At 72.0% G+C, this 24,861-nt stretch carries 24 protein-coding genes; 20 read left to right on the top strand and 4 right to left on the bottom strand.

The window, feature by feature from the left end; genetic code table 11:
* Positions 1 to 23: 23 nt before the first annotated feature.
* Positions 24 to 1,088, bottom strand: coding sequence for a cyanuric acid amidohydrolase (atzD, locus tag HEQ75_RS02010; protein WP_168027246.1), 1,065 nt, complete (start codon positions 1,086 to 1,088; stop codon positions 24 to 26).
* A 65-nt stretch (positions 1,089 to 1,153) separates the two neighbouring features.
* Here atzD and HEQ75_RS02005 point away from each other — a divergent pair, with 65 nt between their 5' ends.
* The 16 genes from HEQ75_RS02005 to HEQ75_RS01930 all read left to right on the top strand — a co-directional run bounded on the left by HEQ75_RS02005 (position 1,154) and on the right by HEQ75_RS01930 (position 17,269).
* Positions 1,154 to 2,296 (top strand): flavin-dependent monooxygenase, encoded by a 1,143-nt coding sequence (locus tag HEQ75_RS02005; protein ID WP_168027245.1) that lies wholly within the window; start codon positions 1,154 to 1,156, stop codon positions 2,294 to 2,296.
* A 102-nt stretch (positions 2,297 to 2,398) separates the two neighbouring features.
* Complete coding sequence (locus tag HEQ75_RS02000; RefSeq protein WP_209318300.1) at positions 2,399 to 3,004, top strand: VOC family protein; 606 nt, start codon at positions 2,399 to 2,401, stop codon at positions 3,002 to 3,004.
* Positions 3,005 to 3,014: 10 nt separating this feature from the next.
* Complete coding sequence (locus tag HEQ75_RS01995) at positions 3,015 to 3,983, top strand: ABC transporter substrate-binding protein (RefSeq protein ID WP_168027244.1); 969 nt, start codon at positions 3,015 to 3,017, stop codon at positions 3,981 to 3,983.
* A gap of 112 nt (positions 3,984 to 4,095) precedes the next feature.
* On the top strand, positions 4,096 to 4,884 hold the full coding sequence (locus HEQ75_RS01990) for an ABC transporter ATP-binding protein (RefSeq protein ID WP_168027243.1): 789 nt from the start codon (positions 4,096 to 4,098) through the stop codon (positions 4,882 to 4,884).
* The gene (locus tag HEQ75_RS01985; protein ID WP_168027242.1) at positions 4,881 to 5,630 is read left to right on the top strand and encodes an ABC transporter permease; all 750 of its coding nucleotides are present in this window, start codon (positions 4,881 to 4,883) and stop codon (positions 5,628 to 5,630) included. The genes HEQ75_RS01990 and HEQ75_RS01985 overlap by 4 nt, the downstream gene beginning before the upstream one ends.
* A 184-nt stretch (positions 5,631 to 5,814) precedes the next feature.
* Positions 5,815 to 6,627 (top strand): putative hydro-lyase, encoded by an 813-nt coding sequence (locus HEQ75_RS01980; RefSeq protein ID WP_168027241.1) that lies wholly within the window; start codon positions 5,815 to 5,817, stop codon positions 6,625 to 6,627.
* A gap of 43 nt (positions 6,628 to 6,670) precedes the next feature.
* Positions 6,671 to 7,747 carry a TRAP transporter substrate-binding protein DctP gene (dctP, locus tag HEQ75_RS01975; RefSeq protein ID WP_168027240.1) on the top strand — a complete coding sequence of 359 codons (1,077 nt, stop codon included), beginning with the start codon at positions 6,671 to 6,673 and terminating at the stop codon, positions 7,745 to 7,747.
* Positions 7,748 to 7,751: 4 nt separating this feature from the next.
* Entirely contained in the window at positions 7,752 to 8,351 is a 600-nt protein-coding gene (locus HEQ75_RS01970; RefSeq protein WP_168027239.1) for a TRAP transporter small permease subunit, read from the top strand.
* The gene (locus HEQ75_RS01965) at positions 8,348 to 9,721 is read left to right on the top strand and encodes a TRAP transporter large permease (RefSeq protein ID WP_235961188.1); all 1,374 of its coding nucleotides are present in this window, start codon (positions 8,348 to 8,350) and stop codon (positions 9,719 to 9,721) included. The genes HEQ75_RS01970 and HEQ75_RS01965 overlap by 4 nt, the downstream gene beginning before the upstream one ends.
* A gap of 14 nt (positions 9,722 to 9,735) precedes the next feature.
* The gene (locus HEQ75_RS01960) at positions 9,736 to 10,416 is read left to right on the top strand and encodes a DUF2848 domain-containing protein (protein ID WP_168027238.1); all 681 of its coding nucleotides are present in this window, start codon (positions 9,736 to 9,738) and stop codon (positions 10,414 to 10,416) included.
* A 119-nt stretch (positions 10,417 to 10,535) separates the two neighbouring features.
* Positions 10,536 to 11,255 (top strand): GntR family transcriptional regulator, encoded by a 720-nt coding sequence (locus HEQ75_RS01955; RefSeq protein WP_168027237.1) that lies wholly within the window; start codon positions 10,536 to 10,538, stop codon positions 11,253 to 11,255.
* Positions 11,256 to 11,317: 62 nt separating this feature from the next.
* Positions 11,318 to 12,202, top strand: coding sequence for a polysaccharide deacetylase family protein (locus HEQ75_RS01950; RefSeq protein WP_168027236.1), 885 nt, complete (start codon positions 11,318 to 11,320; stop codon positions 12,200 to 12,202).
* Entirely contained in the window at positions 12,199 to 13,596 is a 1,398-nt protein-coding gene (locus tag HEQ75_RS01945; protein WP_168027235.1) for an MmgE/PrpD family protein, read from the top strand. The genes HEQ75_RS01950 and HEQ75_RS01945 overlap by 4 nt, the downstream gene beginning before the upstream one ends.
* 57 nt (positions 13,597 to 13,653) lie before the next feature.
* A complete protein-coding gene (locus HEQ75_RS01940) occupies positions 13,654 to 14,823 on the top strand; it encodes an acyl-CoA dehydrogenase family protein (RefSeq protein ID WP_168027234.1) in 1,170 nt (389 codons plus the stop codon).
* Positions 14,748 to 16,139: a CaiB/BaiF CoA transferase family protein gene (locus HEQ75_RS01935; RefSeq protein WP_328733276.1), complete on the top strand. Its 1,392-nt coding sequence runs from the start codon at positions 14,748 to 14,750 to the stop codon at positions 16,137 to 16,139. Before HEQ75_RS01940 ends, HEQ75_RS01935 begins: the two co-directional genes overlap by 76 nt.
* A 2-nt stretch (positions 16,140 to 16,141) precedes the next feature.
* Positions 16,142 to 17,269 (top strand): CaiB/BaiF CoA transferase family protein, encoded by a 1,128-nt coding sequence (locus HEQ75_RS01930; protein WP_168027233.1) that lies wholly within the window; start codon positions 16,142 to 16,144, stop codon positions 17,267 to 17,269.
* Between the two features lie 3 nt (positions 17,270 to 17,272).
* On the opposite strand, the gene HEQ75_RS28980 is transcribed toward HEQ75_RS01930, so the two are convergent.
* Complete coding sequence (locus HEQ75_RS28980; RefSeq protein WP_168027232.1) at positions 17,273 to 18,481, bottom strand: acetyl-CoA hydrolase/transferase family protein; 1,209 nt, start codon at positions 18,479 to 18,481, stop codon at positions 17,273 to 17,275.
* A gap of 60 nt (positions 18,482 to 18,541) precedes the next feature.
* Between HEQ75_RS28980 and HEQ75_RS01920 the strand changes: the two genes are divergently transcribed.
* The 3 genes from HEQ75_RS01920 to HEQ75_RS01910 are packed head-to-tail and all read left to right on the top strand — an operon-like array spanning position 18,542 to position 22,544.
* Positions 18,542 to 19,879, top strand: coding sequence for an MmgE/PrpD family protein (locus HEQ75_RS01920; protein WP_209318298.1), 1,338 nt, complete (start codon positions 18,542 to 18,544; stop codon positions 19,877 to 19,879).
* A gap of 17 nt (positions 19,880 to 19,896) precedes the next feature.
* Positions 19,897 to 21,288: a phenylacetate--CoA ligase family protein gene (locus HEQ75_RS01915; protein ID WP_168027230.1), complete on the top strand. Its 1,392-nt coding sequence runs from the start codon at positions 19,897 to 19,899 to the stop codon at positions 21,286 to 21,288.
* Positions 21,285 to 22,544: an amidase gene (locus HEQ75_RS01910; protein ID WP_168027229.1), complete on the top strand. Its 1,260-nt coding sequence runs from the start codon at positions 21,285 to 21,287 to the stop codon at positions 22,542 to 22,544. The genes HEQ75_RS01915 and HEQ75_RS01910 overlap by 4 nt, the downstream gene beginning before the upstream one ends.
* Here the strand turns inward: HEQ75_RS01910 and HEQ75_RS01905 are convergent.
* Entirely contained in the window at positions 22,531 to 23,304 is a 774-nt protein-coding gene (locus tag HEQ75_RS01905; protein ID WP_168027228.1) for an enoyl-CoA hydratase/isomerase family protein, read from the bottom strand. The genes HEQ75_RS01910 and HEQ75_RS01905 overlap by 14 nt on opposite strands.
* Positions 23,305 to 23,414: 110 nt before the next feature.
* On the opposite strand from HEQ75_RS01905, the gene HEQ75_RS01900 reads away from it, so the two are divergent.
* The gene (locus HEQ75_RS01900) at positions 23,415 to 24,413 is read left to right on the top strand and encodes a TRAP transporter substrate-binding protein (protein ID WP_168027227.1); all 999 of its coding nucleotides are present in this window, start codon (positions 23,415 to 23,417) and stop codon (positions 24,411 to 24,413) included.
* Here the strand turns inward: HEQ75_RS01900 and HEQ75_RS01895 are convergent.
* Positions 24,392 to 24,793, bottom strand: a complete 402-nt coding sequence (locus tag HEQ75_RS01895) for a carboxymuconolactone decarboxylase family protein (RefSeq protein WP_168027226.1) — start codon at positions 24,791 to 24,793, stop codon at positions 24,392 to 24,394. The two genes, HEQ75_RS01900 and HEQ75_RS01895, sit on opposite strands and share 22 nt — an antisense overlap.
* Positions 24,794 to 24,861: the final 68 nt, after the last annotated feature.

Here is a 24,861-nt window from a genome sequence, read left to right as displayed (position 1 = left end):
AGGCCCGGCGCCTGACGGCAAAATCAGTCCCGGGCGAAGACGCAGACCAGGCCGCCGCCCGGGGGGCCCTGGTGTTCCGCCCCGCCGCTGACGAAGACCTGGCCATCGCCGGCCACGCTGGCGACGATGGCGCCAAGCGCGCCGCGCAGGTGCCGCTGCGCGTCCAGGTCCGTGTCGCCCAGCATGGTGTGGCGGGCGCCGCGGATGGCGCCGGCGGCATCGGGCTCGCCCTTGGCGATCACGCCCAGCACGCGGCCGCGCTGCGCCGCCGGCACCGCGGGCGCGGCCTCCAGCCCCGCCGCGCGGAAGGCGGCGCAGACGCCCGGCAGGTCCAGCAGATCCGCCATCGGCGCCACGCCGGCCGTGAGCCCCGGCGCCCAGCCATCGGCCTGGCCGAACACCACCACCTCATTCGCCACCACCTCGATGCCGGAGGAGATGCTGACGCGGTTGGAGAACAGGTGCCGGTCGCGCAGCAGGGCATCCTCCCCGCCTTCGGGGATGTCGCCCAACGCGCGGCCCACGCCGAAGGCCGCGGCGGCGCGGGACAGCGCCATCAGCAGGCGCGGATCGCCGGCGCGCGCGCCCGGCCCCGGCGCCTGGGCGCAGGGCGCCTTCACCTGCACCAGCGCCACATCCGCGGCCCGCGCGATGCCGGCATCCGCCATGGCATCCCGCACCGCCTGCGCCACTGCCTCGATCTGCGAGTCGCGGCCGATCTGCTCCGCCGGGGTGGGCGGGCTGAAGGCGGTGCCGAGCGCCAGGCCGCGGGCGCCGCCGGCCGCGCGGTCCACGGCGAACAGGAGAAAATGCGGCGACAGCGCGCCCTCCGTGCCGCCGGACAGCACGCAGGGGATGCGCGCGGCCAGCGCCGCCAGGTCCTGCCCGGTCTCCCGCGCCAGCAGCAGCATCAGCGTCTGGGTGAAGAAGCCGCGGGTGAAGTCGTTCAGCCCGCCATTGCCCTCGGTCTTGCCGATCACCGCGCGGATGTCGCCGGCCGCCACCGCGCCGCGGTCGATCAGCGCGGTCAGGGCCGAGACGTCGCCCGGATGGGCCATGGGCAGGCGGTGGATGGCGAGGCTGGGCATGGCCGGAGCATAATCCCGCTGGCGCGGCGATTGCACGGCGGCGCGTGGACCATCGGATCGGATTCATGCGCATCGGCATCATCGGCACCGGCGTCGCCGGCAGCCTGCTGGCGGAGGGGCTGGAGGGGTTCGACGTCACCGCCTTCGAGCGCGTGGCGCCGGGCGACCAGGCGGAAGCCGGCACCGGGCTGAACATCGGCCCCAATGCGCTGAAGGCGCTGCGGCTGCACAGGCCGGCGCGGCACGCGGCGCTGCGCGCGGCCTCCCTGCCCTGGCAGCGCTGGTTCGTGGACCTGACCGACGGCACCCGGCTGTTCGACCTGGACCTGGCCGAGGTGGCGGAGGAGCCGGGCGTGCGCATCCGCTGGTCCGAACTCTACCGACTGCTGCGCGCCCCCGTGGCAGGCTGCACGCGCAACGGGCACGCGCTGGAGGCGCTGGAGCAGGATGCGGCCGGCCGCCTGGTGCCGGTGTTCCGCACCGCAGACGGGCTGGCGCGGCATGGCGGCTTCGACCTGCTGGTCGGTGCCGATGGCCGCTACAGCCGCCTGCGGGCGCTCGCGGCCGGGGAGCCGCCGGCGACGCTGCTCGGCGCCTGCATCTGGCGCCTGCTGGTCAGTGATGCGGCGGATTGCCCCTATGACGATTACGGCCAGTGGTTCCAGGGCAATGCCCGGCTGCTTTCCTTCCGCCTGCCGGGCGGCGCCGTCTACATCGCCGGCACCTTCCCGCTGCCGCCCGAGGGCCAGATCCCGGAGGCGATGAAGACGGAGGCGGCGCAGCGCGCGCTGTTCACCCCGCCGGATGCGCCCCCCTGCCCGGCCGTCGCCTGGATGCTGGACCGAATCGCGGCGCATCTGCCGGAGATCCACTGGGCGCGGTCCGCCACCGTGCCGGTGCTGCGCCACGCGCTGGCCGGCCGCGCGCTGTTCCTGGGCGATGCGGCGCAGGCCATGGTGCCGACGCTGGGCCAGGGCGCGACGCAGGCGGTGGAATGCGCCGTGGTGGCGGCACGGGTGCTGCGCACGGGCGGCGACGCCGCGGCGGTGGCGGCGGCGCGGGATGCGCGCGTCGATTTCGTCCGCGCCTTCTCGCTTGCCGCCTCCGACACCCTGCTGCCGCCCACGGATGTGGTGGCCGGGACGCGGGCGAAGAGGCAGCCGGACTTCATGGCGAAGCTGCGCCGGCTGTACACCGACGCCGGCTAGAGCCGTTTCACCGCCGCCGAGGACGGTGAAACGGCTCCAGCTTGTTGTTTCGACGCATTTTCCGAGTCGCCTTGCGAAGCCGCAAGGCTTGAAAACGCTCTGGTGTCCCCGGGGACGGTCGGCAGCCGGAATCTGGCCGGGCCGATCCTGGCACGCGGGTTGCTGATCAATCCGTGGATGACGGATGCCTCGGCGATGACAGACCCTGCGGATGGCGCGGCGATCACCGCCGGCCTGTTCCATGTGGCGGTGAAGACCAACGACCTGCCGGCCACCCTGGCCTTCTACACGCGCATCATCGGCCTGCGGCCGGTGGCACGGCCTGATTTCGGCTATCCCGGCGCCTGGCTGGCCGTGCCGATGCCGGGCGGGGCGGCAATCCTGCACCTCTACGCCGGCGGCCCGGCGATGGGCGCGGACGGGCGCGCGCCGGTCGGCACCGGCGCCATCGACCATGTCTCGCTCTCCTGCCACGGCTACCACGCCTATGTCGCGCGCTTCCGCGCCGCGCGGCTGGACTGGCGCGAATTCCTCGTGCCCGGCACGCATCTCTGGCAGCTCTTCGTGCACGACCCGTCCGGCGTGCAGCTGGAGCTCACCTTCGACGGCATGGCGGAAGCCGGGCCGCGGCCGGACATGTCGGACCACCGCCGCTACCGCGCCGGCGAAAGCTTCCACGACCCCGCCCGCTATCCGCAACTCGCTTGAGGACCCCCGCATGATCCGCCGCCGCCCGCTGCTGCTCGCCGCCCCTGCCCTGGCCATGCCGATGATCGCCCGCGCCCAGGGCGCGGATGCGGTACGGGTCGCGGTCTTCAACGTCTCCTCCGCCCTGCCCTATTACGTGGCGGTGGAGCACGGCTTCTTCGCGGCGGCAGGCATCGCCCCCAGCGCCATTCCGCTGCAGGCGGCGCCGCTGATCGTGCAGGCGATGGTGGCCGGCGATGTCGAGGCCGCCTCCAACCTGGTGACGCTGGAAGGCGCCAACATCAATGCGCGCCGCGCCAACACCGCGCTCTACATTGCGCTGAACGGGCAGAATGCGCGCTACCAGATGGAGCAGTTCGTGGTGCGCCCGCAGCACCCGGCGCAGACCATCAAGGATCTGCGCGGCGCGCGCATCCTCTCCGCCCCCGGCCCGGCGAACCTCTCCGCCGCCCGCGCCGTGCTGGCCGCGAACGGGCTGCGGGAGGGTGACTACACGCTCCAGGAACAGCAGATGGGCGTGCATGTCGGCGCGCTGGCCGCCGGCACCTTCGATGCCGCCTATACGCTGGAGCCGGTGGCCACCATCGCGGTGCGCGCGGGCGCCGCGCGGCGGCTGGAGGCGGGCGTGATCGCGACGCATCTGCTCGGCCGGCCAGAAGCCCAGGCCTTTGCCGCCGGCGCGGCGCTGACGGGGAAGTTCCTGGCCGAGAAGCCGGACGTCGCCCGCCGATTCGCCGCCGCCTGGACCCGCGCCTGCGCGCTGATCCAGGCGGAGCCCGCCACCGTGCGCCCGCTGCTGGTCCGCCACATGCAGACCTCGGCGGAGCTGGCGCCCACGGTGCCGCTGGTGAACTTCGTCATGGTGAGGGACCTGACGGCGCAGGACCTGGCGGATTTCCAGAAATTCGTCGACCTCGCCGTGGCGCAGGGCGTGGTGCGCAACCCGATCCAGGTCGGCAGCTTCCTGCGCGCCCTGTGACACCAACGGCCGCCTTCAGCGACTCGTCGGTCCCGGTTCGAACCTCAGGCCGGTGGGTTCGCAGCGCATGCCGCGGCGGCCATTCGGCCGCTCGCCCGCCTTCAGCGGGCGCATGCCACGCCACGCGGCCGCCAGCATGACACCACGGGAAACCGCCATCGCCATCCGCGGCCTGCGCAAGGCCTTCGGCGGGCAGCCGGTGTATTCGGGCTTCGACCTGGACGTGAAGCGCGGCGACATCCTCGGCATCTTCGGCCCCAATGGCTGCGGCAAGTCCACGCTGATCAACATGGCCGCCGGCCTGCTGCCGAAGGATGGCGGCGAGATCCTGTATGACGGGCGCGAGGTGTCGGAGATCCGCGTCGGCTACGTCTTCCAGAATTACCGGGAGGCGCTGTTCCCCTGGCGCCGCGCCGCGGACAACATCCGCTACCCGCTGCGCCGCATGGGCCTGCCGAAGGCGCAGGTGGAAGCCCGGCTGACGGCGCTCGCGGAGCGCTTCCGCGTGCGCTTCGACCTGAACCGCTACCCCTACGAGCTGTCCGGCGGCCAGCAGCAGCTGGTCTCCATCATGCGCGCCCTGGCGGTGGAGCCGGAGGTGCTGTTCCTGGACGAGCCCTTCTCCGCCCTGGATTTCGAGACGACGCTGGCGCTGCGCGACCTGCTGCAGCGGGTGCTGAAGGACCTCGGCATCACCACGCTGCTGGTCTCGCACGACCTGGAGGAATCCATCGTGCTGTCCGACCGCCTGCTGATGCTGACGCGCCGCCCCACCACGGTGGCGGACGACGTGCCGATCGTCCTGCCCTGGCCACGGGCGGCGGCGGCACTGGCCTCGCCCGACTTCATGGCGCTGAAGGCGCGCTGCCTGGACGTGTTCCAGCGCGCGGTGGCGGCATGAGGGCGCTGGTGGCGCCCGTGGCCGGCGCGGTGGGCTTCGTGCTGCTGTGGCAGCTGGCGGTCTGGGCCCGCATCGCCGATCCCATCCTGCTGCCGCCCCCGGCGGAAGCCTTCGCCGAGACCTGGCACGCCTTCGCCGCCGGCACGCTGGCGCACGACACTTGGCGGACGGTGGAGCGCACCGGCCTGGCCTTCCTGATCGCGAGCGCCATCGGCGTGCCGCTGGGCGTGGCGCTGGGGGCGGCGGAGCGGCTGTATCGCGGGGTGGAGTTCGTGGTGGATTTCTTCCGCTCCACCCCGGCCTCCGCCCTGTTCCCGCTGTTCCTGATCCTGTTCGGCCCGGGCGAGGGCACCAAGATCGCCGTCGCAGCCTTCGGCGCCGCGCTGGTCATCCTGTTCAACGCCGCCTATGGCGTGATCAATGCGCGGCGCACCCGCGTGCTGGCGGCGCGCATCATGGGCGCCACCGCGCCGCGCATCCTGGTGGACGTGCTGATCTGGGAGGCGCTGCCGCAGATCCTGGTGGGCATGCGCAGCGGCATCTCGCTCGCCCTCGTCATCGTCGTGGTGGCGGAGATGTTCATCGGCTCCACCGACGGCCTGGGGCACCGGGTGATCAACGCGCAGATGCTGTTCGAGAGCGGGCTGATGTACGGCGTGATCTTCGTCGCCGGCGCCCTGGGCTACCTGCTGAACCTGGGCTTCCTGCTGCTGGAGAAGCGCTTCGTCCACTGGTCGGGGCGGTAGGAGGCCGTTCCTGGCCCCAGGCGGTCGCAAAGCGCGAAGTGGCCGATGCCGCCCCGCGATGGCCCGGCGCGGGGCCGGTTCCGATGGGCGGAGCGGGCCGGCTTGTCGCGCCGGCGCACGATTCACGATTGGCGCGGATCGTGCAGGGCTGCATCATCGCAGCCCGTGACAGGGACCTGACCCGATGCCGGACGATGCGCTGCCGCCCGCCCTGCCCGCGCTGCCGGATGGCCTGGCCGTGCGCCATGCCGCGCGGCGCGGGGAATTGACAGGACATACCTCCGGCCTCGCCCCCGGCTTCGTGCAGGGCAACCTGGCGATCCTGCCGGCGGCGCTGGCGGATGAGTTCCTGCGCTTCTGCCAGCGCAACCCGAAGCCCTGCCCGGTGCTCGGCATCAGCGAGACGGGCAGCCCGCGCATCCCGGCGCTCGGCCTCGACCTGGACCTGCGGCACGACCTGCCGCGCTACCGGGTGTGGCGCGACGGCGCGCTGATGGCGGAGCCCGCCGACATCGCCGGCTTCTGGCGCGACGACCTGGTGGCCTTCGTGCTCGGCTGCTCCTTCACCTTCGAGCATGCGCTGATGGAGGACGGCATCCCGCTGCGGCATGTGCAGCAGGGCTGCAATGTCGGCATGTGGCGCACCAGCATCGCCTGCGCGCCGGCCGGCCGCTTTGCCGGGCCGATGGTGGTCTCCATGCGGCCGATGCGCGCGGCGGATGCAATCCGCGCCATCCAGATCACCAGTCGCTTCCCCTGTGTGCACGGCGCGCCCGTGCACATCGGCCACCCGCATCTGATCGGCATCGAGGACCTTTCGCGCCCCGACTACGGTGATACGGTGGCGGTGCGGGAGGATGAGATTCCGGTGTTCTGGGCCTGCGGCGTCACGCCCCAGGCGGTGATCGCCGCCGCATGCCCTGACTTCGCCATCACCCATGCGCCGGGTGCCATGCTGGTGACGGACCTGCGCAACAGCAGCCTTTCCCTGCTGTAGCGCACGGAGTTTGCATCCAACACACAGGGGGACTGACACAACCATGACCGCGATCGCCCATTTGACCCGCGCGGCGGGCGCCGCGCTGCTGGCGGCCGGCCTTCTGGCCGGCACGGCCCAGGCGCAGGGACCGCAGGTGAACATCCAGGCGGTGACGCAGCCCAACCCGCTGCAGCCGCAATACACCCGCGTCGACGTGCCGCTGCTGCGCGATGCGCTGGCCAGCCGCAGCAACGGCCGCATCCGCGTCACGCTCGCCACCTGGCCGGAGCGCAACCTGAACGGGCCGGAGATCATCCGCCTGACGCGGTCCGGCCAGGTGGAGATCGGCGCGGTGCCGCTGAACACGGTGGCCGGCGACGTGCCGCTGCTGGACATGCCGGACCTCGCCGGGCTGAACCCCACCATCGCCCAGGCCCGCCGGGTGGGCGAGGCGCTGCTGCCGGAGATGAACCAGGCGCTGCAGCGCTTCGGCGTGCGCATCATCGGCCTCGCGCCCTATCCGGCGCAGGTGCTGTTCTGCCGCGAGAAGGCCGAGACGCTGGCGGCGCTGCGCGGCCGGCGCATCCGCACCGGCGGCGGCAGCATCAACGACTTCGTCAGCGCCATCGGCGGCCAGGCCGTCGGCATCGGCTTCCCCGAGGTCTATCCCTCGCTGGAGCGTGGCGTGGTGGATTGCGCCATCACCGGCACCGGGTCGGGCAATGCCGCCCGCTGGTACGAGGTGACGACGCACATGTATGCGCTGCCCGTGGCGTGGTCCACCTACGGCTACTTCGTCAACCTGGCCTGGTGGAACCGCCTGGACGCGCCGGCCCGCGACCTGATCACGCAGGTGATGGGCGAGGTGGTTGAGGCCCAGTGGAAGCTGGGTGACGAGGCGTCGGAGGACGGCATCGCCTGCAACACCGGCCAGCGCGCCGGTTGCAGCATCGGCCGGCTGGTGGAGAACCGCCCGATGACGGTGACGCGCCCGACGCCGGAAGACCTGGTGACGCTGCGCAACGCCCTGACCAACACCGTGCTGCCCGCCTTCGTGCGGCGCTGCGGGGCGGCCTGCGGCGAGACCTACAACCGCATCGTCGCGCCGATCTCCAGCGTCCGCTACACGGCGCAGTAAAGGCATGCTGCACGCCGCCACCACGCTCCGACGCGCCATCGCCGCGCTGTCCTCGCTGATGGGTCTCGTCGCCGGCTGGGGCTTCGTGCTCTGTGCCTTCTTCATCGCCTTCGAGGTGCTGGCCCGGTCGCTGCTGCGCTTCAGCACCCAGTCCACGACGGAGGTCAGCGGCTACATGCTGGCCTTCGGCATGGCCTGGGGCCTGGGCCACGCGCTGAACACGCGCAGCCATGTGCGCATCGACATGCTGGTGAACCGGCTGCCGCAGAAGCTGCGCATCTGGCTGCATCTTCTCTCGCTTCTGCTGCTCGGCGTGCTGATGGCCTTCGTGGCCAAGGGCGCCTGGGACCTGGTGGATGAATCGCTGCTGTTCGGCGCCACCGACATCAGCCTGCTGCGCACGCCACTCGCCATCCCGCAGGGCCTCTGGGCCTTCGGGCTGGTGGTCTTCCTGCTGCTGATCGCGGCCATGCTGCTGGAGAACCTGCTGCTGGCCATCGCCGGCCAGGCCGACCAGCTGGAGCGCAACCTTTCCTCCCGCGGCTATGTCGAGGAGGCGGAGGAGGCGCTGGAAGCGCTGGGTGCGGCGGAACCGCGCCGATGATCGCCGTCTTCTTCATCCTCGTCATGCTGGTGATCTTCATCGGCCTGTCCATGGCCGGCGTCAGCGACGGCACGCAGATCCCGATCGGCAGCGTGCTGGTGCTGCTCGGCGTCTTCATCACCTTCTTCGCCGCCGGCATCTATGTCGGCGCCGCGCTCGGCGTGCTGGGCCTGCTGGCGGGCTTCGCCTTCTCGGACCGGCCGTTCTGGACCTTCCTCGGCCAGACCGTCTGGGGGCCCTCCTCCTCCTTCGTGCTGGTGGCGGTGCCGCTGTTCCTGCTGATGGGCGAGATCCTGCTGCGCGCCGGACTGTCGGAGCGCCTGTACCGGTCGCTGAACCTGTGGCTGAACCGGATGCCGGGCGGGCTGCTGCACACCAACATCGTCGCCTCCGGCGTGTTCTCCGCCATCTCCGGCTCCTCCGTCGCCACGGCCGCCACCATGGGTTCCGTCGCCATGCCCTTCTTCAAGGGGCGCGGCTACGACCCGAAGATGGTGCTGGGCTCGCTGGCCGCCGGCGGCGCGCTGGGCAATTTGATCCCGCCCGGCATCACCTTCATCATCTACGCGCTGATCACCGAAACCTCGGTCGGCGCGCTGTACCTGGCGGCCGTCGGCCCCTCCCTGCTGGTGATGGCGGCCTTCATCCTGGTGATCCTGGCCAAGCGCGGCAGCGCCCCGCCGCCGGGCGAGCCCATCCCCATGGCGGTGAAGCTCCGCGGGCTGTGGGACCTGGTGCCGACCATCCTGCTGATCCTGGTGGTGCTCGGCACCATCTATGCCGGGCTGGCGACGCCCACCGAATCGGCGGCGCTCGGCGTGGTGGCGGCGATCTTCATCGCGGTGGTGGAACGCCGCTTCTCCTTCCGCATGCTGCATGCCTGTGCGGAAGCCACGGCGCGCAACACGGCGATGATCGGGCTGATCCTGCTCGGCGCCTATGTGCTGAACTACATCATCACCCTGCTCGGCGTGCCGCAGATGATGGCCCGCATCGTCGGCGACCTGCCGCTGCCGCCCTGGGTCATCATGGGGCTGATCATCGGCTTCTACCTGGCGCTCGGCACCTTCATGGAGGGTTTCTCCATGATCATCACCACCATCCCGGTGATCTTCCCGGTGGTGGTTGCGCTGGGCTACGACCCGATCTGGTTCGGCGTGGTGGTGACCATGCTGGTGGAGATCGCCCTGATCAGTCCGCCGGACGGCACGGTGCTCTACGTGCTGCAGGGGTTGCGCAAGGATGGCGGCGGCATCGGCGATGTCTTCGTCGGCGTGCTGCCCTTCGTCACCGTCTACATCCTGGCCATCGTGCTGCTCATGATCATGCCCGATATCGCGCTGTGGCTGCCCCGCGTGACCGGCCCCTGAGGACATCCAGACCCTTGCTGACCTTCGACCGCGTCTCCGCCCAGGGCACCGACCGCATCGCCCTGGCCCCCGCCGCCCTGACCATCGCCGGCTGGGCCGGGCGGGACGAGGCGGCGCTGCGCCACCACATCGAGGAGTTGGCGGCGCTGGGCGTGCCGCCGCCCTCCTCCGTCCCGGTCTACTACCGCGGCGCCGCCGCCCTGCTGACCCAGGCCCCGGTGCTGGAGGTGCTGGGTCCGGACAGCTCCGGGGAGGTGGAGCCGGTGCTGGTGTCGCTGGCCGATGGGCTGTGGCTCGGCGTCGGCTCCGACCACACGGACCGCAAGGCGGAAGCGGCCGGCATCGCCCTGTCCAAGCAGCTCTGCGGCAAGCCGCTGGGCCAGGGGCTCTGGCGGTTCGAGGAAGTGGAGGCGCATTGGGACCAGCTGCTGCTGCGCGCCTGGGCGACGCAGGACGGGGTGGAGGTGCTGTACCAGGAAGGCGCGCTGGCCGCGCTGCGCCACCCGCGGGACCTGCTGGCGCGCCGCCCCGGCGGGCCTGGGCTGCCGCCGGGCCATGTGATGTTCTGCGGCACGCTGGGGGCCATCGGCGGCATCCGCCCGGCGGAACGGTTCCGCATGGAGCTGCACGACCTGGTGCTGGACCGCCGCCTGCACCACGCCTACGCCATCGCCCCCCTGCCGGTGGTGGCCTGAAGGCCGCAGTTGTCCGGACAAGGCTGAGCCGCTAGCCTCGCCGAAAGGCGGGGGAAAGCGGCAATGCTCACGGGCCAGGGGAGGCGGCGCTGACCGGCGCGACGCAGGGCACCGACGCCGTGCGGGCGCCGCTCTATGCGCAGATCGAGGCGCAGCTGCGGGCTGCCATCGCGGAAGGCCGCTACCCGATCGGCAGCCTGCTGCCAACGGAGGCGGAGCTGTGCGAGACGCTGCGCGTTTCCCGCCACACGATCCGCGAGGCGCTGCGCCGCCTGGTGGAATCCGGCCTGGTGGAACGCCGCCAGGGCGCCGGCACCATGGTGGTGGCGCGGGAAGCCCAGGGCGGCACGGTGCAGTCCCTGCGCAGCATCGAATCGCTGTTCCAATACGCGGCCGACACAAGGCTCGACATCCGCAGCCGCCGCCAGGCGCCGCTGGCGCTGGAGGATGCGGCGGCAATCCCGGCCGCGCCGGGGGAGATCTGGCTGCAGCTGGAGGGCCTGCGCATCGGCCAGGATGGCGCGCCGATCGCCACGGCGGAGGTGTTCATCCACCCACGCTTCGCCGGCATCGCCAATGCGCTGCCGGAACGCGGCGCGATCTACGCCATGATCGAAAGCCGCTTCGGCGTGCAGGTGGCGGAGGTGGTGCAGGAAATCACCGCCGCGCCCATGCCGGCCCGGGTTGCCGCCGCGCTGGGCCGCAAAAGGCGGGAAGTGGGCATGCGCTTCGTCCGCCGCTACCTGGGCACGGATGGCGCCACGCTGCTGCTGTCGCGCAGCTGGCACCCGGCGGAACGCTTCACCTACGCCATGCGGCTGCGCCACGGCAGCAGCTGAACAGGGCTTGCGGGGCTGGCCGGGTTGCGCGAATTTGTCCGGACAACAACAGGTGCCCGCCGATGTCCCAGCCGCTCTGGCCAAAGGATGCCCGCCTCGCGCTCTCCGTCGTGGTGAATGTCGAGGAGGGCGGCGAGATGTCGATCCGCGACGGCGACAAGGGGCCGGAGCCGGTCGATGAACTGGGTGTCGCGCTCAAGATCCCGATCCGCAATTTCGCCAACGAGTCCAACTACCTTTACGGCATCCGCGCGGGCTGGCCGCGGGTTGCCGCGCAATTGGCGCAGCACGGGGTCACGGCCACCTTCACCGCCGCGGCGGTGGCGCTGGAACGCGCGCCGGAGATCGGCCGCGCCATCGCCGCCGGCGGGCACGAGGCGTGCAGCCATGGCTGGCGCTGGGTGCACCAATTCTCCTACGACGAGGCGCGGGAACGCGACTTCGTGCGCAAGGCGGTGGACAGCCTGCGCGCCACCACGGGCGAACGCCCGGTCGGCTGGCTGTCCCGCTACCTGCACTCCCCGCGCCTGCGCACGACGCTGGCGGAGGAAGGCTTCCTCTACCACATGGATGATTTCTCGGACGATGTGCCGCGCTGGGATGTGGTGGAAACGAAGGACGGGCCGCGCGCCATCGTCATCGTCCCCTACGCGCTGGACAGCAACGACATGAAATTCTGGCTGGCGCCCGGCTACACGCCGCAGCAATGGCTGGACTATGCGATCGAGACCTTCGAGGTACTGCTGGAGGAAGGGGCCACGGCCCCGCGGATGATGTCGCTCGGCGTGCATCTGCGCATCATCGGCCGCCCCGGCCGCATCGGCGCCTTCGGCAGGTTCCTGCAGCATGCGCGCAGCCGGCCCGGCGTTTGGTTCGCCACCCGCGCGAAGATCGCCCGTGCCTTCGCCGCCAGCACCCCTGCCCCCGCGGAGCCCGCCGCCCGATGACCCAGGACACCACTGGCCACGATCTGGCCGAGCTGTTCGCCGCCCATGCCGTGCGCACCCGCCTGGCGGATCTCTCGCCCGGCGCCGTGGCGGCGGCGCAAACCTTCCTGCTGGACACGCTGGGGGTCGCCATCGCGGGCAGCAGCGGGGCCAATGTGCACACGGTGTTGGACCTGGCCCGGCAATGGGGGCCGGGAGAGGAAGCGACCGCCTGGCTCGGCGGGCAGCGCATGTCCGCCGGCTCCGCCGCCATCGTCAACGCCTACCTGATCCACTGCCTGGAATTCGACTGCGTGCATGAACGCGCGGTGGTCCACCCCATGGCCACCCTGCTGTCCGCCCTGTTCGCCTGGTGCGAACGGGAAGCGGCGCGCGGCCGGCCGGTGCGCGGCGACCGCTTCCTGGCAGCCATGGCGGTGGGCGTGGACACCGCCGGGCTGCTGGGCGTCGCCACCGATTCCGCCCTGCGCTTCTTCCGCCCGGCGACGGCGGGCGGCTTCGGCGCCACGGCGGCCATCGCCAACCTGGCCGGGTTCGACATCGTCACCACCCGCAGCGCCTTCGGCCACATGTATGGCCAGACCAGCGGCAACCTCCAGGCGCATCTGGAAGGCTCGCCCCTGCTCGGCCTGCAGATCGGCTTCAACGCCCGCGGTGCCATCGCCGCGACCGACCTGGCGGCGGCCGGCATGCAGGGGCCGCTGGATGTCTTCACCGGCCGCTACGGCTATTTCAAGCTGATCGAGCAGGATGTGCATCCCGAACGGGTCGCGGCGGTGCTGGGGCAGGAGTGGCAGATCGAGAAACTGTCGCACAAGCCCTTCCCCTCCGGCCGGCTGACGCATGGCGTGGTGCATGGGCTGCGCGACCTGATGGCCACGCATGGCTTTGCGGCGGAGGCGGTGGCGGAGGTGGTGGTCCGCGCGCCGCCGCTGGTGCTGCGCCTGGTCGGCCGGCCCGACATGCCGGACCCTGCCTCCAACTACGCCAAGCTCTGCCTGCCCTTCGTCGCCGGCGTCTTCCTGGCGCGCGGGCGTTGCGACGTGCCGGATTTCCGCGGGGAGGCGCTGCGCGATGCGGATGTGCACCGTTACGCCGCCCTGGTGCGGCTGGAGCCGGACGGCAACACGGATGAGAACACGCTGGACCCGCAGGCGGTGACGGTGCGGCTGAAGGACGGCCAGGCGCTGTCCATCACCCTGCCCCGCATCTACGGCCACCCGGCGGTGCCGCTGACCCAGGCGGAGAACGAGGAGAAGTTCCTCCGCTGCTGCCGCAATGCCGTCCCCCCGGTGCCGCCAGCGCGGGCCGCCCGGGTGCAGGCGCTGGTGGCGGGCATCGCCGGGCTGCCGGATGTGGCCGAGCTGGTCGCCGCCGTCGCCGGTCCCGATTGACGGCGACCGCCTCGACCCCTTATTTGTCCGGACAAGTCTACACGGGGAACCGCCGCCATGGACACGCATGTCGCCCGCTCGGCCGCCGCCGAGGAGGAGGCCGCCCTCCTCGACAGCATCGCGAAATGGCTGGACCGCGATGTGCGGCCGCATGTGCTGCGACTGGAACACGCCGATGAATGGCCGGCCGAGATGGTCGCGCAGATGACCGAGCTCGGCCTGTTCGGCGCCACCATCCCGGTGGCGTATGGCGGGCTGGGCCTGTCCGCCACCGTCTATGCCAAGATCGTGGAGAAGATCGCGGAGGTGTGGATGTCGCTGTCCGGCATCTTCAACAGCCACCTCATCATGGCTGCCTGCGTCTCCCGCCTCGGCACGCCCGAGCAGAAGGCGGCATGGCTGCCGAAATTCGCCAGCGGCGAGATCCGCGGCGGCCTGGCGCTGACCGAGCCGGATTGCGGCACGGACCTGCAGGCCATCCGCACCCGCGCGGTGCGCGACGGGGACGACTACATCGTCAACGGCACCAAGACCTGGATCAGCAACGGCATCCATGGATCCTGCTTCGCGCTGCTGGTGAAGACGGACACGGAGGCGAAGCCGCGCCACAAGGGCATGTCCATGCTGCTGGTGCCGAAGGGCCCGGGCTTCACCGTCTCGAAGAAGCTGGAGAAGCTGGGCTACAAGGGCATCGACAGCGCCGAGCTGGTGTTCGAGGACTACCGCGTGCCGGCCGCCAACCTGATCGGCGGGGTGGAGGGTCAGGGGTTGCAGACGGCGCTGGGCGGGCTGGAACTCGGCCGCATCAACGTCGCCGCCCGCGGCTGCGGCCTCGCTTCCGCTGCCTTGCTCGACAGCGTTCGCTACAGCCAGATCCGGAAGACGATGGGCAAGCCGATCTGCGAGCACCAGGCCATCCAGCTCAAGCTCGGGGAGATGGCGACACGGGTGCAGGCGGCGCGGCTGCTGACCTACGACGCCGCGCGCATCTACGATTCCGGCGAGCGCTGCGACATGGAAGCCGGCATGGCGAAGTACTACGCCAGCGAGGCAGCGGTGGAGAACAGCCTGGAGGCGCTGCGCATCCATGGCGGCTATGGCTATTCCAAGGAATACCATGTGGAGCGCTACTATCGCGACGCGCCGCTGATGTGCATCGGCGAGGGCACGAACGAGATCCAGCGCATCATCATCGCCAAGCAGATGATCGAGCGGAATCCGGCGTGAGCGGGTCCGATGACCGTAGCGGCGAAGGCCGCGAAGGTCTGAATCGGCCCCGCCCGACAGGCCCCGATGACCGCAGCGGCGAAGGCCGCGAAGGTCTGAATCGGGCTGGCCTGCCACGGCTCCCACTCGCGGGCCTGCGGATCCTCAGCTTCGAGCAGTTCGGCGCCGGCCCCTTCGCCACCATGCACCTGGCCGATCTGGGGGCGGAGGTGGTGAAGGTGGAACAGCCGGCGACGGAAGGCGAGCCGCCGGGCGACATTGCCCGCCATACCGGCGGCCATGCGCTGGGGCATGACGACAGCCAATACTTCCAGTCCTTCAACCGCAACAAGCGCAGCCTGACACTCGATCTGCGCAAGCCCGGCGCGCGGGAAGCGCTGCACCGGCTGGTGCGGGATGCGGATGCGGTGCTGAACAATCTGCGCGGCGACCTGCCGGTAAAGCTCGGCCTGGACCATGCCGCGCTGGCCGCGGTGAAGCCCGGCATCGTCTGCGTGCACCTGTCCGGCTACGGCCGCAGCGGGCCGCGCGCCGCCTGGCCGGCCTATGACTACCTGGCCCAGGCCGAGGCCGGCTTCTGCGCCCTGACCGGGGAGCCCGAGCAGCTTCCCGCCCGCGCGGGCCTGTCCGTGGTGGATTTCCTCTCCGGCCTCACCGCCGCCACGGCGCTGCTGGCCGGCGTGATGGGCGCGCGCGCCAGCGGCCGCGGCTGCGACCTGGATGTGTCGCTGTACGACGTGGCGATGCACAGCCTGACCTATGTCGCCACCTGGTATCTGAACGACGGCACGGACCTGCCGCGGCGGCCGCGCGGCGGGCACCCCTTCGTGGTGCCGTGCGAAATGTTCCCGACCGCCGATGGCCATGTCTTCGTCATGTGCATCAAGCCCGGCTTCTGGCGCAGCTTTTGCGACATCGCCGGCGTGCCGGGGCTGCCCGGCGATCCGCGCTTCAAGGGCTTCGACGATCGCCTCGCCAACCGCACGGCGCTGATGGACCTGCTGGACCCGGTGATGCGCGGCCGGACCTCCGCCGAATGGATGGCGCTGCTGGCCGGCCGCGTGCCCGTGGCGCCGGTGCTCGGCCTGGGCGCGGCGCTGGACAGCCCGTATTTTCGCGACCAGGGCGGCGTGCTGGCGCTGCCGCATCCGGCGCGGCCGGACCTCAAGGTTGTGGCCAGCCCGATCCGGCTGGATGGCGCGCGCCTGGCCGGCCGCGCCGGCCCGGCGCATGGCGCCGACAGCGCGGCAGTGCTGGCGGAAGCCGGCTACACGCCGGCCGAAATCGACCATTTGCGCGCGCTGGGGGCGGTCTGACCATGAAGCTGCAGGGCATCCGCGTGCTGGATCTCTCGCTGTTCCTGCCGGGGCCGTACCTCACCACCCTCATGGCCGACCATGGGGCGGAGGTGATCAAGCTGGAGCCGCCCACGGGCGAGCCCGCGCGGCGCATCGGCCAGCGTGCCGGCGATCACAGCGTCTGGTTCCGCAACATCGGCCGCGGCAAGAAATCCATCGTGCTGGACCTGAAGCAGCCGGCGGAGTTGGCCGCGCTGAACGACCTGGCGAAGACCTGCGACGTGATGCTGGAAGCCTTCCGCCCCGGGGTTGCGGACCGGCTGGGCATCGGTGCCGCGGCGATGACGGCGCTGAACCCGCGCCTGGTCTATTGCTCCATCTCCGCCTTCGGCCAGGACGGGCCGGATGCACGACGCCCGGCGCATGATCTGGCGGTGGAGGCGCTGGCCGGCACGATCTCGGTCAATCTGGGGCAGGACGGCAGGCCGACGCATCCCAACGTTCCGGTGGCGGATGTCACCGCCTCCCTCCTCGCACTGTCCGGCATCCTGATGGCGCTGCTGCGGCGGGAGAGCACGGGGCGCGGCGATGTCATCGACATGGCAATGTTCGACGCCACGCTGTCCTGGCTGCCCAATGCCACCGGCGCCGTCTTCGGCGAAGGCCGCGCGCCGGTGGTGAAGCATGAACGGCAATGGGGCGGCGGCGCCTTCTACAACATCTATCCGACCAGCGACGACCGCTGGGTGGTGCTGGGCGGCGCCGAGCACAAATTCGTCGAGACGCTGCTCCACGCGCTCGGCCGGCCGGACCTGATCGCGGGCGCCTCCGGCCCGCCCGGCCCGGGCCATGATGCGGCGCGCGACTTCCTGCGCGCCACCTTCGCCACGCGGACGCGCGACGAATGGGAAGCCTGGTTCGAAGGCCGCGATGTCTGCTTCGCGCCCGTGCTGGACCTGCACGAGGCCTTCCAGCGCCCGCATGTGGCGGCAAGGCAGATGCTGGTGCGAGACGCGGAGGGCCACCTGCATATCGGCCTGCCCATCAAGTTCCGCGATGAGCCCGGCACGCTGAACCCCGCGGTGCCGGAACTCGGCGAGCACACGGCATCAGTGCTGGCGGAGGCGCGGCGGCTGCTGGCCCGGTAGCGGCTACATCGCCCGGCGCAGCGCCTCCCACGCCGCCGCCAGCGCGTCGCGGAACTGCGGCGCGGCGAGGCCGATCAGGCGCTGCGCGCGCGTCTCGAGATCCGCATGGCGCAGGCACGCCACGCCGTGTTCCGTCACCACCCAATCCGCATCGGCGCGGGTGACGGAGACCGGCGTGCCGGGCTTCAGGCAGGCGACGATGCGGCTGACCGTGCCCCCACGGCCGCTCGCCAGCAGCGCCGTCACCGCCCGCCCGCCGGGGCTGCGCCGCGCGCCGCGCACGAAATCCGCCACGCCGCCCTGGCCGGAGATCTGCCGGCCGTCGATCATCTCGGAATTCACCTGGCCGAACAAATCCACCTCCACCGCCGCGTTGATCGCGACCAGGCTGGGCGTCGCGGCCAGCCGCGCGGCATCATGCGTTTCGGAGACGGGGCGGAAGGCGATCCGCGTCTCCCGCGCCACGCGGTCGTAGAGCGCGGCGCTGCCCAGCGCGACGCCCGTGGTCACCTGCGTCACCGCGCCCGCATCCAGCAGGCGTGGCACCGCATCGCCGATCATCCCGCCATGGCAGCGCAGGCCGCGATGGTCGCTGAGCGCGTCGAGCACTGCGGCGGCGGCGCTGCCGATGCCGGCCTGCACCGTGTCGCCATCCCGCACCAGCCCGGCGGCGTGGCGCGCCAGGACCGCCATCGCCTCCCCCGGCGCCTCCGCCGGCAGCAGCGGCGTGGGCGAGGGTCCGTCCACCAGCGCCTGCAGCCGCGACAGGGGCAGGCGCACCCCATCCGGCACATCCGGCAGGCTGGGATCCACCACCCCCACCAGCGACGCGCCGGCCGCCGCCAGGCCGGGGATGAAGTCATGCGCCAAAGCGAGGGAGACGCTGCCCCCGCGCGGCGCGGCGCAACGGAAGATGGCCATGTCCACGGCCGCCGGGCCGCGCAGCCAGGCATCGGCCTCCGAATAATGCAGCGGCAGGAAGCGCACCCGGCCGGCGGCCAGGCCCGGGCGCAGTTCCGGCGTCATGAAGGCCGCCTCCAGCGGCGCGATGGCGGACAGGTCACGCCGGTTCACACCCGCCACCGGCACGGCCAGCAGCGTGCCGGCATAGGCAGGCAGTGCCTCCAGCACCGCCAGCGGTTCCCCGCCGCAGCCGGCGATGAAGATGCGCAGGCCGGGCTTCAGGCCGGCGGCGAAGAGGGCGGGAGACACGGCTTGCGGGACGGGCATGGTTCCGTTGATATGTCCGGACAAGTTTCGTGGCAAACCCCGATGGCCGAGCCCTCGCTCACCCAGTCCCTGGTTTCCCTGCTGCAGCGCCCGATCGGAACGGCGGATCGCGCCCGCGCGGCGCTGCACCTGCTGGACTGGATCGGCTGCGCCGTGGCCGGCGCAGCCAGTGAGACCGGTGCCGTGTTCCGCGCCCATGCCGCGCGCCAGCAGCCCGGCGGCGCCCGCGTGGTGCTGGGCGGCACGGCACGCGCCCGCGACGCGGCCTTCGCCAATGGCGCCTTCGGCAATGTGCTGGAGATGGACGACGTGCACCGGGAAGCGATCCTGCATCCGGGCCCGGTCATCATCCCCGCCGCCCTGGCGCTGGCCGCGGAACGCGGCGCCGATGGCACAGCGCTGCTGGATGCCATCCTGCGCGGCTACGAGGCGGAGATCCGCATCGGCCGCGCCATGGGCCCGGCGCATTACCGGCAGTTCCACCCCACCGCCAGCTGCGGCCCCTTCGGCGCCGCCGCGGCCGCCGGATCGCTGCTGGACCTGGTGCCGGAGGCCATGGCCTGGGCGCTGGGCAATGCCGGCACCCAGGCCGGTGGCGTCTGGCAATGCCGGGCGGAGCCGGTGATGACGAAGCAGCTGCACACCGCCCGCGCCGCGGTGATGGGGCTGGAGGCGGCGGAGCTGGCGGCGCTCGGCCTGACCGGCCCGCTGCGCATCCTGGAAGGCGAGGTCGGCGTCTTCGCCGGCCTGGCGCCGGATGCGCGGCCGCACCGCGTGCTGGCGGAGCCCGATGCGCCCTGGCTGGTGCATGCTACCAGCTTCAAGCCCTGGCCGGCCTGCCGCCACTGCCACGCCGCCATCGATGCGGCGCTGGACATTGCGCCGCGCCTGGCGGGGCGGGCGATCGCCCAGGTGGAGGTGCTGGCCTATGCCGATGCCGTCGCCTTCTGCGACCGGGCGCAGCCGGAAAGCGTGATCCAGTCCAAATTCTCCCTCCAGCACGCCGTCGCCGTGGCGCTGCGGCACGGCCCGCCGCCGCTGGAGGCCTTCACGCCGGAATGGTTCACCCGGCCCGACCTCGCGGCGCTGCGCCGGCGTGTCGCGGTGCGGCGGGACGAAGGTTTCTCCGCCGCCTATCCGCTGCGCTACGGCAGCGCCGTGGTCGTGCAGCTGGCCGATGGCGCGCGGCTGGAAGCGCGCGTGCCGGATGCGCTGGGCGACCCGGAAAACCCGCTGCCGCCCGAGGCCATCGCCGACAAGGCGCGCCGCCTGATGGCCAGCGCCGGGCTGCCGGCGGACCGCATCGCCGCGCTGGTCGCCGCCGTGCTCGCGCTGCCCGAAGGCGGGCCGGCCGCGGCGCTCGATGCCCTGCTTCCGTGACGAAGGAACCCTCCGGCATGCCGGTCCTCGACTATGTGACGGCCATGGACCACCCCGCTTTGCTGCGGGACTACCCGATCGGCCCGGATTTTCCGCAGGCCCTGCAGGGGATGTCGCGCGACGCACTGCGCGCCCGGCAGGAACGCGACTTCGCCCGGCTGCTGGCCTTCGGCTGGAAGGTGCCCTTCTACCAGCGGCTGTGGGGCGCCAGGGGCATCGAGCCCGGCGACATCCGCGGCCTGGACGACCTGGCGAAGCTGCCCGCCTATGACAAGGCGGACCTCATGGCCTCGGTCGCCGCGCATCCGCCGCTGGGCGATTTCCACGGGCAGGATGCGCATCCGCCGGAACGCCGGCCGCAGATCATCTTCCACACCACCAGCGGCACCACCGGCACGCCGCAGCCGCTGCTGTTCGGCGCGAAATCGCGCGAGGTGCAGAACCGGTTGCTGGCGCGGATGTACCTGATGGCCGGCATGACGCGCGACGACGTGGTGCATTCGGTCTACGGCCACGGCCTGATCAATGGCGGGCATTATGTGCGGGAAGCGGTGCACCATTGGGTGGGCGCGCGGTTCCTCTCCGCCGGTACGGGCGTTGAGACACGCTCCGCCCAGCAGGTCTTCATCATGAAGCAGTTCGGCGCCACCGCCATCGTCGGCTTCGCCGACTACATCAAGCGCCTGTCCGATGTGGCGCGGGAGGAAGGGCTGCGGCCGGGCGAGGATCTGCGCATCCGCCTGATCTGCGCGCATCTGGGCAGCGAAAGCCAGGCGAGCCTGTCCGCCGCCTGGGGCGGGGCCGCGGTGTATGACTGGTACGGCGTGGGCGATACCGGGATCATCGCCGGCGAGGGGCCGGACCGCAGCGGCATGCACATCATGGAGGATGCGCATCTGCTGGAGATCGCCGACCCCGATACCGGCCTGCCGGTGGCGGAAGGCCGGCTGGGCGACATGGTCTGCACCTGCCTGTTCAAGGACGACATCTTCCCCATCATCCGCTTCAACACCCATGACGTGACGGAGGAAGTGGCGGGCCCCAATCCGCTGGGCATCCCCTTCCGCCGGATGAAGGGCTTCCTCGGCCGGTCGGACAACATGGTGAAGCTGCGCGGCATCAACCTGTTTCCCACCGGCATCGGCGCGCTGCTGGTGGAACACGCCGCCAATGCCACCGGCGAATTCATCTGCCGCGTCAGCCGCCAGGAGGGCCGTGATTCGATGCTGGTGCATCTGGAGATGAAGGGCGAGCCCGAGCCCGCGGCGCGGGAAAGGCTGGAGGCGATGCTGCGCATGCGGCTGGGCGTGGAGATCGGCGTGGCGCCCTGCGCGCCCGGTTCGCTGGCGGCGCTGACGCAGGTGGAAAGCCGGCAGAAGCCCATCCGCCTGCTCGATGAACGCCGATGAGCGGCCAGGACATCGCCGGGCGGCTGGATCGCATCGCGCAGCAGGATGGCGCGATCGGCGCCTTCTGGCAGGTGGATGCGGCCGGCGCCCTGGCCACCCCGCCCGGCGCCGGGCCGCTGGCGGGCATGGCCATCGGCATCAAGGACAATGTCGATGTCGCCGGGCTGCAGGCCACCGCCGGCCTGGCGGCGTTGCGCAGCCGCGTGGCGGCGCAGGATGCGCCCTGCGTCGCGGCGCTGCGTCAGGCCGGCCTCGTCATCCTCGGCAAGCTGGCGATGCATGAGGGCGCGCTGGGCGCGACGACGGACACGCCCGGCTTCGGCCGCTGCATGAACCCGCTGCGGCCCGGCTTCACCCCGGGCGGCTCCTCCGGCGGGTCCGGCGCCGCGGTGGCCGCCGGCTTCGTGGCGCTGGCGCTGGGCACGGACACCATGGGCTCCGTCCGCATCCCGGCCGCCTATTGCGGCGTGGCCGGGCTGAAGCCCACGGCCGGGCTGGTGGGGCGCAGCGGCGTGGTGCCGCTCTCCCCCGCCTTCGACACCGTCGGCATGCTCGCCACCACGCCGCGGCTGGCGGCGCTGGGGGTGGAGGCGATGGTGGCGGAGGATCGCGCCGACCCCGCCTGGCGCCCGGCCCCCGCCGGCTGGCAGGCGGCGCCGCGGGAGGCGGTGAACATGGCTGGCCTGCGCATCGGCCTGCCGGAGCCGGCGCTGGCGGCGCCGATGGAGGCCCCGGTGCGGGAAGCCTGGGCCGCCGCCGCCGCCGCGCTGCGCGTGCTGGGGGCAACGGTGGTGCCGGTGCCGATGCCGGGCTGGGACCCCGGCGGGGCGCGGCGCGCCGGGCTGCTGCTGATCGAGGCGGAGGCCGCGGCGCTGCACGAGGCGATGATCGAGGACCCGGCCGCCGCCTCCCCCGGCTTCCGCGCCGCGCTGGCCTATGGGCGGGATGCCGGCACCCTCCGCCTCGCCCGGGCGCTGTTCCGCCTGGCGGAGGCCAGGGCCGCGGCGCTGCGGGCGCTGGAGGCGCACGACCTGCTGCTGATGCCCACCGCGCCGCAGCGCGCCTTCGCGCATGGCACGCCGGCGCCGGTGGACCAGGCGGATTTCACCGGCCTGGCGAATTTCGCCGGCCTGCCCGCCCTGGCTTTCCCCTGGCCGGCGGCGGATGGCGGGCTGCCCTGTTCCGTGCAGCTTGTCGGCCGGCCCTATGCGGAGGCGCTGCTGGTGGGCGTGGCGGAATCCGTCAGCCAGCCGTGAAGCGCGGCGGGCGGCGCGCCAGGAAGGCGGCGCTGCCCTCCGCGAAATCCTCGCCCTGGAAGGGCGCCTCGAACAGCGCGGCCAGGTCCGGCGCATCCGGCGGTGCCCCGGCGGCGATGCCGGCCACCATCGCCTTCACGCCGCGCAGCGCGGGGCGGGAGGTGGCGGCGAGGCCTTCGGCATAGGCGGCGATGGCGGCATCGAAATCCGTCTCCGGCCACAGCCGGTCCACCAGGCCGATGGCCAGCGCCTCCGCCGCCGGCACTTGGCGGGCGGAGAACAGCATCTCCTTCGCCCGTCCGGCGCCGACCGCCTGCATCAGGCGCTGCGTGTCCGCCTGGCTGTAGATCAGGCCGAGCTTCACCGGCGTGACCGCGAAGCGCGCCGTATCCGAGGCCAGCCGCAGGTCGCAGGCCAAAGCCAGCGCCACGCCGCCGCCGACGCAGGCGCCGCGGATCAGCGCCAGGGTCGGCTTCGTGCAGCCGGCCAGGGCTTCCACCGCCGCGCGGATCTGCGCGTTGCTCTCCGCCGCGGCCTGCGGCGTGGCGTAGCCGCTGGCGAATTCCGAGATATCCGCGCCGCCGCAGAAATGCGCGCCCTCCCCCACCAGGCACAGCAGCGCGATGGCCGGGTCGGCCTCGGCCTCTGCCACCAGATCGGGCAGCGCCTGCCACATGTCGCGCCGCATGGCGTTGCGGCGGGCGGGACTGTCGATCAGCAGGGTGGCGATGGCCCCCTGGCGCAGCAGGCGAAGCGTCATGCCGCGAGGCTAGCGCAGGCGCGGAGACTTGTCCGTACAAATTCCTTGTCGAACGGCACGGCCCATGCTTGGCTTCGCGCAAGGGCGACATCGGGACGAGGAGTGGGACCATGCAGCGACGCGACATGATGCTTCTGGCCGGGGGCGCCGCGCTGGCCGGCGTGGCCGGCCGTGCGCAGGCACAGGCGCCGGTGCGCTGGGATGTCTCCCTTCCCTGGGGGCCGAGCGAGTTCCACACCGTCAACGCCCAGAACTTCGCCGCCGAGGTGAAGAAGGCCACCAGCGACTCCGTGCAGATGACGGTGCACCCCGGCGGCGCGCTGGGCGTGCGGGCGAACGAGACGGTGCGCGCGGTGGGCGACGGCGTGGTGCCGATGGCGGAATCCGCCGGCTTCCAGAATGTCGGCGACGTGCCGATCCTGGGCATCGAGAGCGTGCCCTTCCTGGTGGCGAACTACGATGAGCTGGCGCTGATGCACAGCCTGGTGCGCCCGACCTGGGAGCGGGAGCTGGAGCGTCGCGGCGTGAAGGCGATGTACATCGTGCCGTGGCCGACGCAGAACTTCTACTTCAAGAAGCCGATCAACACGGCAGAGGATCTGCGCGGCGTGCGCATGCGCACCTATGACCGCGTGACGGCGGAGATGTGCACGCGGCTCGGCATGGTGCCGCAGCAGCTGAACAACCCGGATGTGGTGCCGGCGCTGGCCTCCGGCCGCGTCGACGCGGTGATGACCTCCGGCACCACGGCGGTGGCGCAGCGCTACTGGGAATTCCTCAAGCACACCTACACGACGAACCATTTGTGGGCGTCGAACCTGATGCTGGTGAACCTGGAAAGCTGGCGCCGCCTGCCGGCCGCCACGCGCAGCACGATCGAGGGCATCGCCAAGCGGATGGAGCCGGAATTCTGGGCCGTCTCCAAGGCGGAGCACGCGACGCGGATGGCCGAGCTGCAGCGCAACGGCATGACGGTGGACGCGCCGACGCCGGCGCTGGTGCAGGCGATGCGCACCGCCACCGCGACCATGGCGGACGACTTCATCAAGGCGAACCCGGCGGCCGGCCCGGTGATCCGGGACTTCCGTCAGCGCGTCGGGCGGGCGTGAGGGCTTTCGCCCTCCGTCGCGGTGGTGAGTTGTTCGACACGGCGCATCACCGCAGCGCCCGCCCGTGCCCAGCATTGGTGGCCGTGGATCAGGATGGCGATGCTCAGCGCCTCCATGATCTGGCCCGGCGTCAGCCCGGCGCGCAGCCCCGCTTCGGCATGCGCGACAGCGCCTTCGACATGCCCCGCGGCAACGTCCAGCACGATGAACACCAGCTCCTTGCTCGCCAGCGGCAGGTGGCCTTCGGGCGGCAGGCGATAGGCGGCCTCCCGCGCCGCCAGGTAGGCGGCGAAGGCTTCCGGCGCGTGGCGCCGCAGCAGCGCCACGCTGTCCGGCAGCGCGCCGATCGTGGCCTCGAAATGCGCGGCGGGGTCTTCCATGGCGAGGCTCCTGCGATCTCCACCGGCAGGCTAGCGCGCGGCGGCGCGGCAGGGCGAGGGGCGGCCTG

The sequence above is a fragment of the Falsiroseomonas selenitidurans genome (assembly GCF_012103215.1).
Lineage (GTDB): Bacteria > Pseudomonadota > Alphaproteobacteria > Acetobacterales > Acetobacteraceae > Falsiroseomonas > Falsiroseomonas selenitidurans.
This window is presented reverse-complemented; position numbering and strand designations above follow the sequence as displayed.

Bases quoted from the DNA above. Each gene is read 5' to 3' on its own strand.
- atzD (WP_168027246.1), bottom strand. From the start codon at position 1,088: ATGCCCAGCCTCGCCATCCACCGCCTGCCCATGGCCCATCCGGGCGAC.
- HEQ75_RS02005 (WP_168027245.1), top strand. From the start codon at position 1,154: ATGCGCATCGGCATCATCGGCACCGGCGTCGCCGGCAGCCTGCTGGCG.
- HEQ75_RS01995 (WP_168027244.1), top strand. From the start codon at position 3,015: ATGATCCGCCGCCGCCCGCTGCTGCTCGCCGCCCCTGCCCTGGCCATG.
- HEQ75_RS01990 (WP_168027243.1), top strand. From the start codon at position 4,096: ATGCCACGCCACGCGGCCGCCAGCATGACACCACGGGAAACCGCCATC.
- HEQ75_RS01985 (WP_168027242.1), top strand. From the start codon at position 4,881: ATGAGGGCGCTGGTGGCGCCCGTGGCCGGCGCGGTGGGCTTCGTGCTG.
- HEQ75_RS01980 (WP_168027241.1), top strand. From the start codon at position 5,815: ATGCCGGACGATGCGCTGCCGCCCGCCCTGCCCGCGCTGCCGGATGGC.
- dctP (WP_168027240.1), top strand. From the start codon at position 6,671: ATGACCGCGATCGCCCATTTGACCCGCGCGGCGGGCGCCGCGCTGCTG.
- HEQ75_RS01970 (WP_168027239.1), top strand. From the start codon at position 7,752: ATGCTGCACGCCGCCACCACGCTCCGACGCGCCATCGCCGCGCTGTCC.
- HEQ75_RS01965 (WP_235961188.1), top strand. From the start codon at position 8,348: ATGATCGCCGTCTTCTTCATCCTCGTCATGCTGGTGATCTTCATCGGC.
- HEQ75_RS01950 (WP_168027236.1), top strand. From the start codon at position 11,318: ATGTCCCAGCCGCTCTGGCCAAAGGATGCCCGCCTCGCGCTCTCCGTC.
- HEQ75_RS01945 (WP_168027235.1), top strand. From the start codon at position 12,199: ATGACCCAGGACACCACTGGCCACGATCTGGCCGAGCTGTTCGCCGCC.
- HEQ75_RS01940 (WP_168027234.1), top strand. From the start codon at position 13,654: ATGGACACGCATGTCGCCCGCTCGGCCGCCGCCGAGGAGGAGGCCGCC.
- HEQ75_RS01930 (WP_168027233.1), top strand. From the start codon at position 16,142: ATGAAGCTGCAGGGCATCCGCGTGCTGGATCTCTCGCTGTTCCTGCCG.
- HEQ75_RS01920 (WP_209318298.1), top strand. From the start codon at position 18,542: ATGGCCGAGCCCTCGCTCACCCAGTCCCTGGTTTCCCTGCTGCAGCGC.
- HEQ75_RS01915 (WP_168027230.1), top strand. From the start codon at position 19,897: ATGCCGGTCCTCGACTATGTGACGGCCATGGACCACCCCGCTTTGCTG.
- HEQ75_RS01910 (WP_168027229.1), top strand. From the start codon at position 21,285: ATGAGCGGCCAGGACATCGCCGGGCGGCTGGATCGCATCGCGCAGCAG.
- HEQ75_RS01905 (WP_168027228.1), bottom strand. From the start codon at position 23,304: ATGACGCTTCGCCTGCTGCGCCAGGGGGCCATCGCCACCCTGCTGATC.
- HEQ75_RS01900 (WP_168027227.1), top strand. From the start codon at position 23,415: ATGCAGCGACGCGACATGATGCTTCTGGCCGGGGGCGCCGCGCTGGCC.
- HEQ75_RS01895 (WP_168027226.1), bottom strand. From the start codon at position 24,793: ATGGAAGACCCCGCCGCGCATTTCGAGGCCACGATCGGCGCGCTGCCG.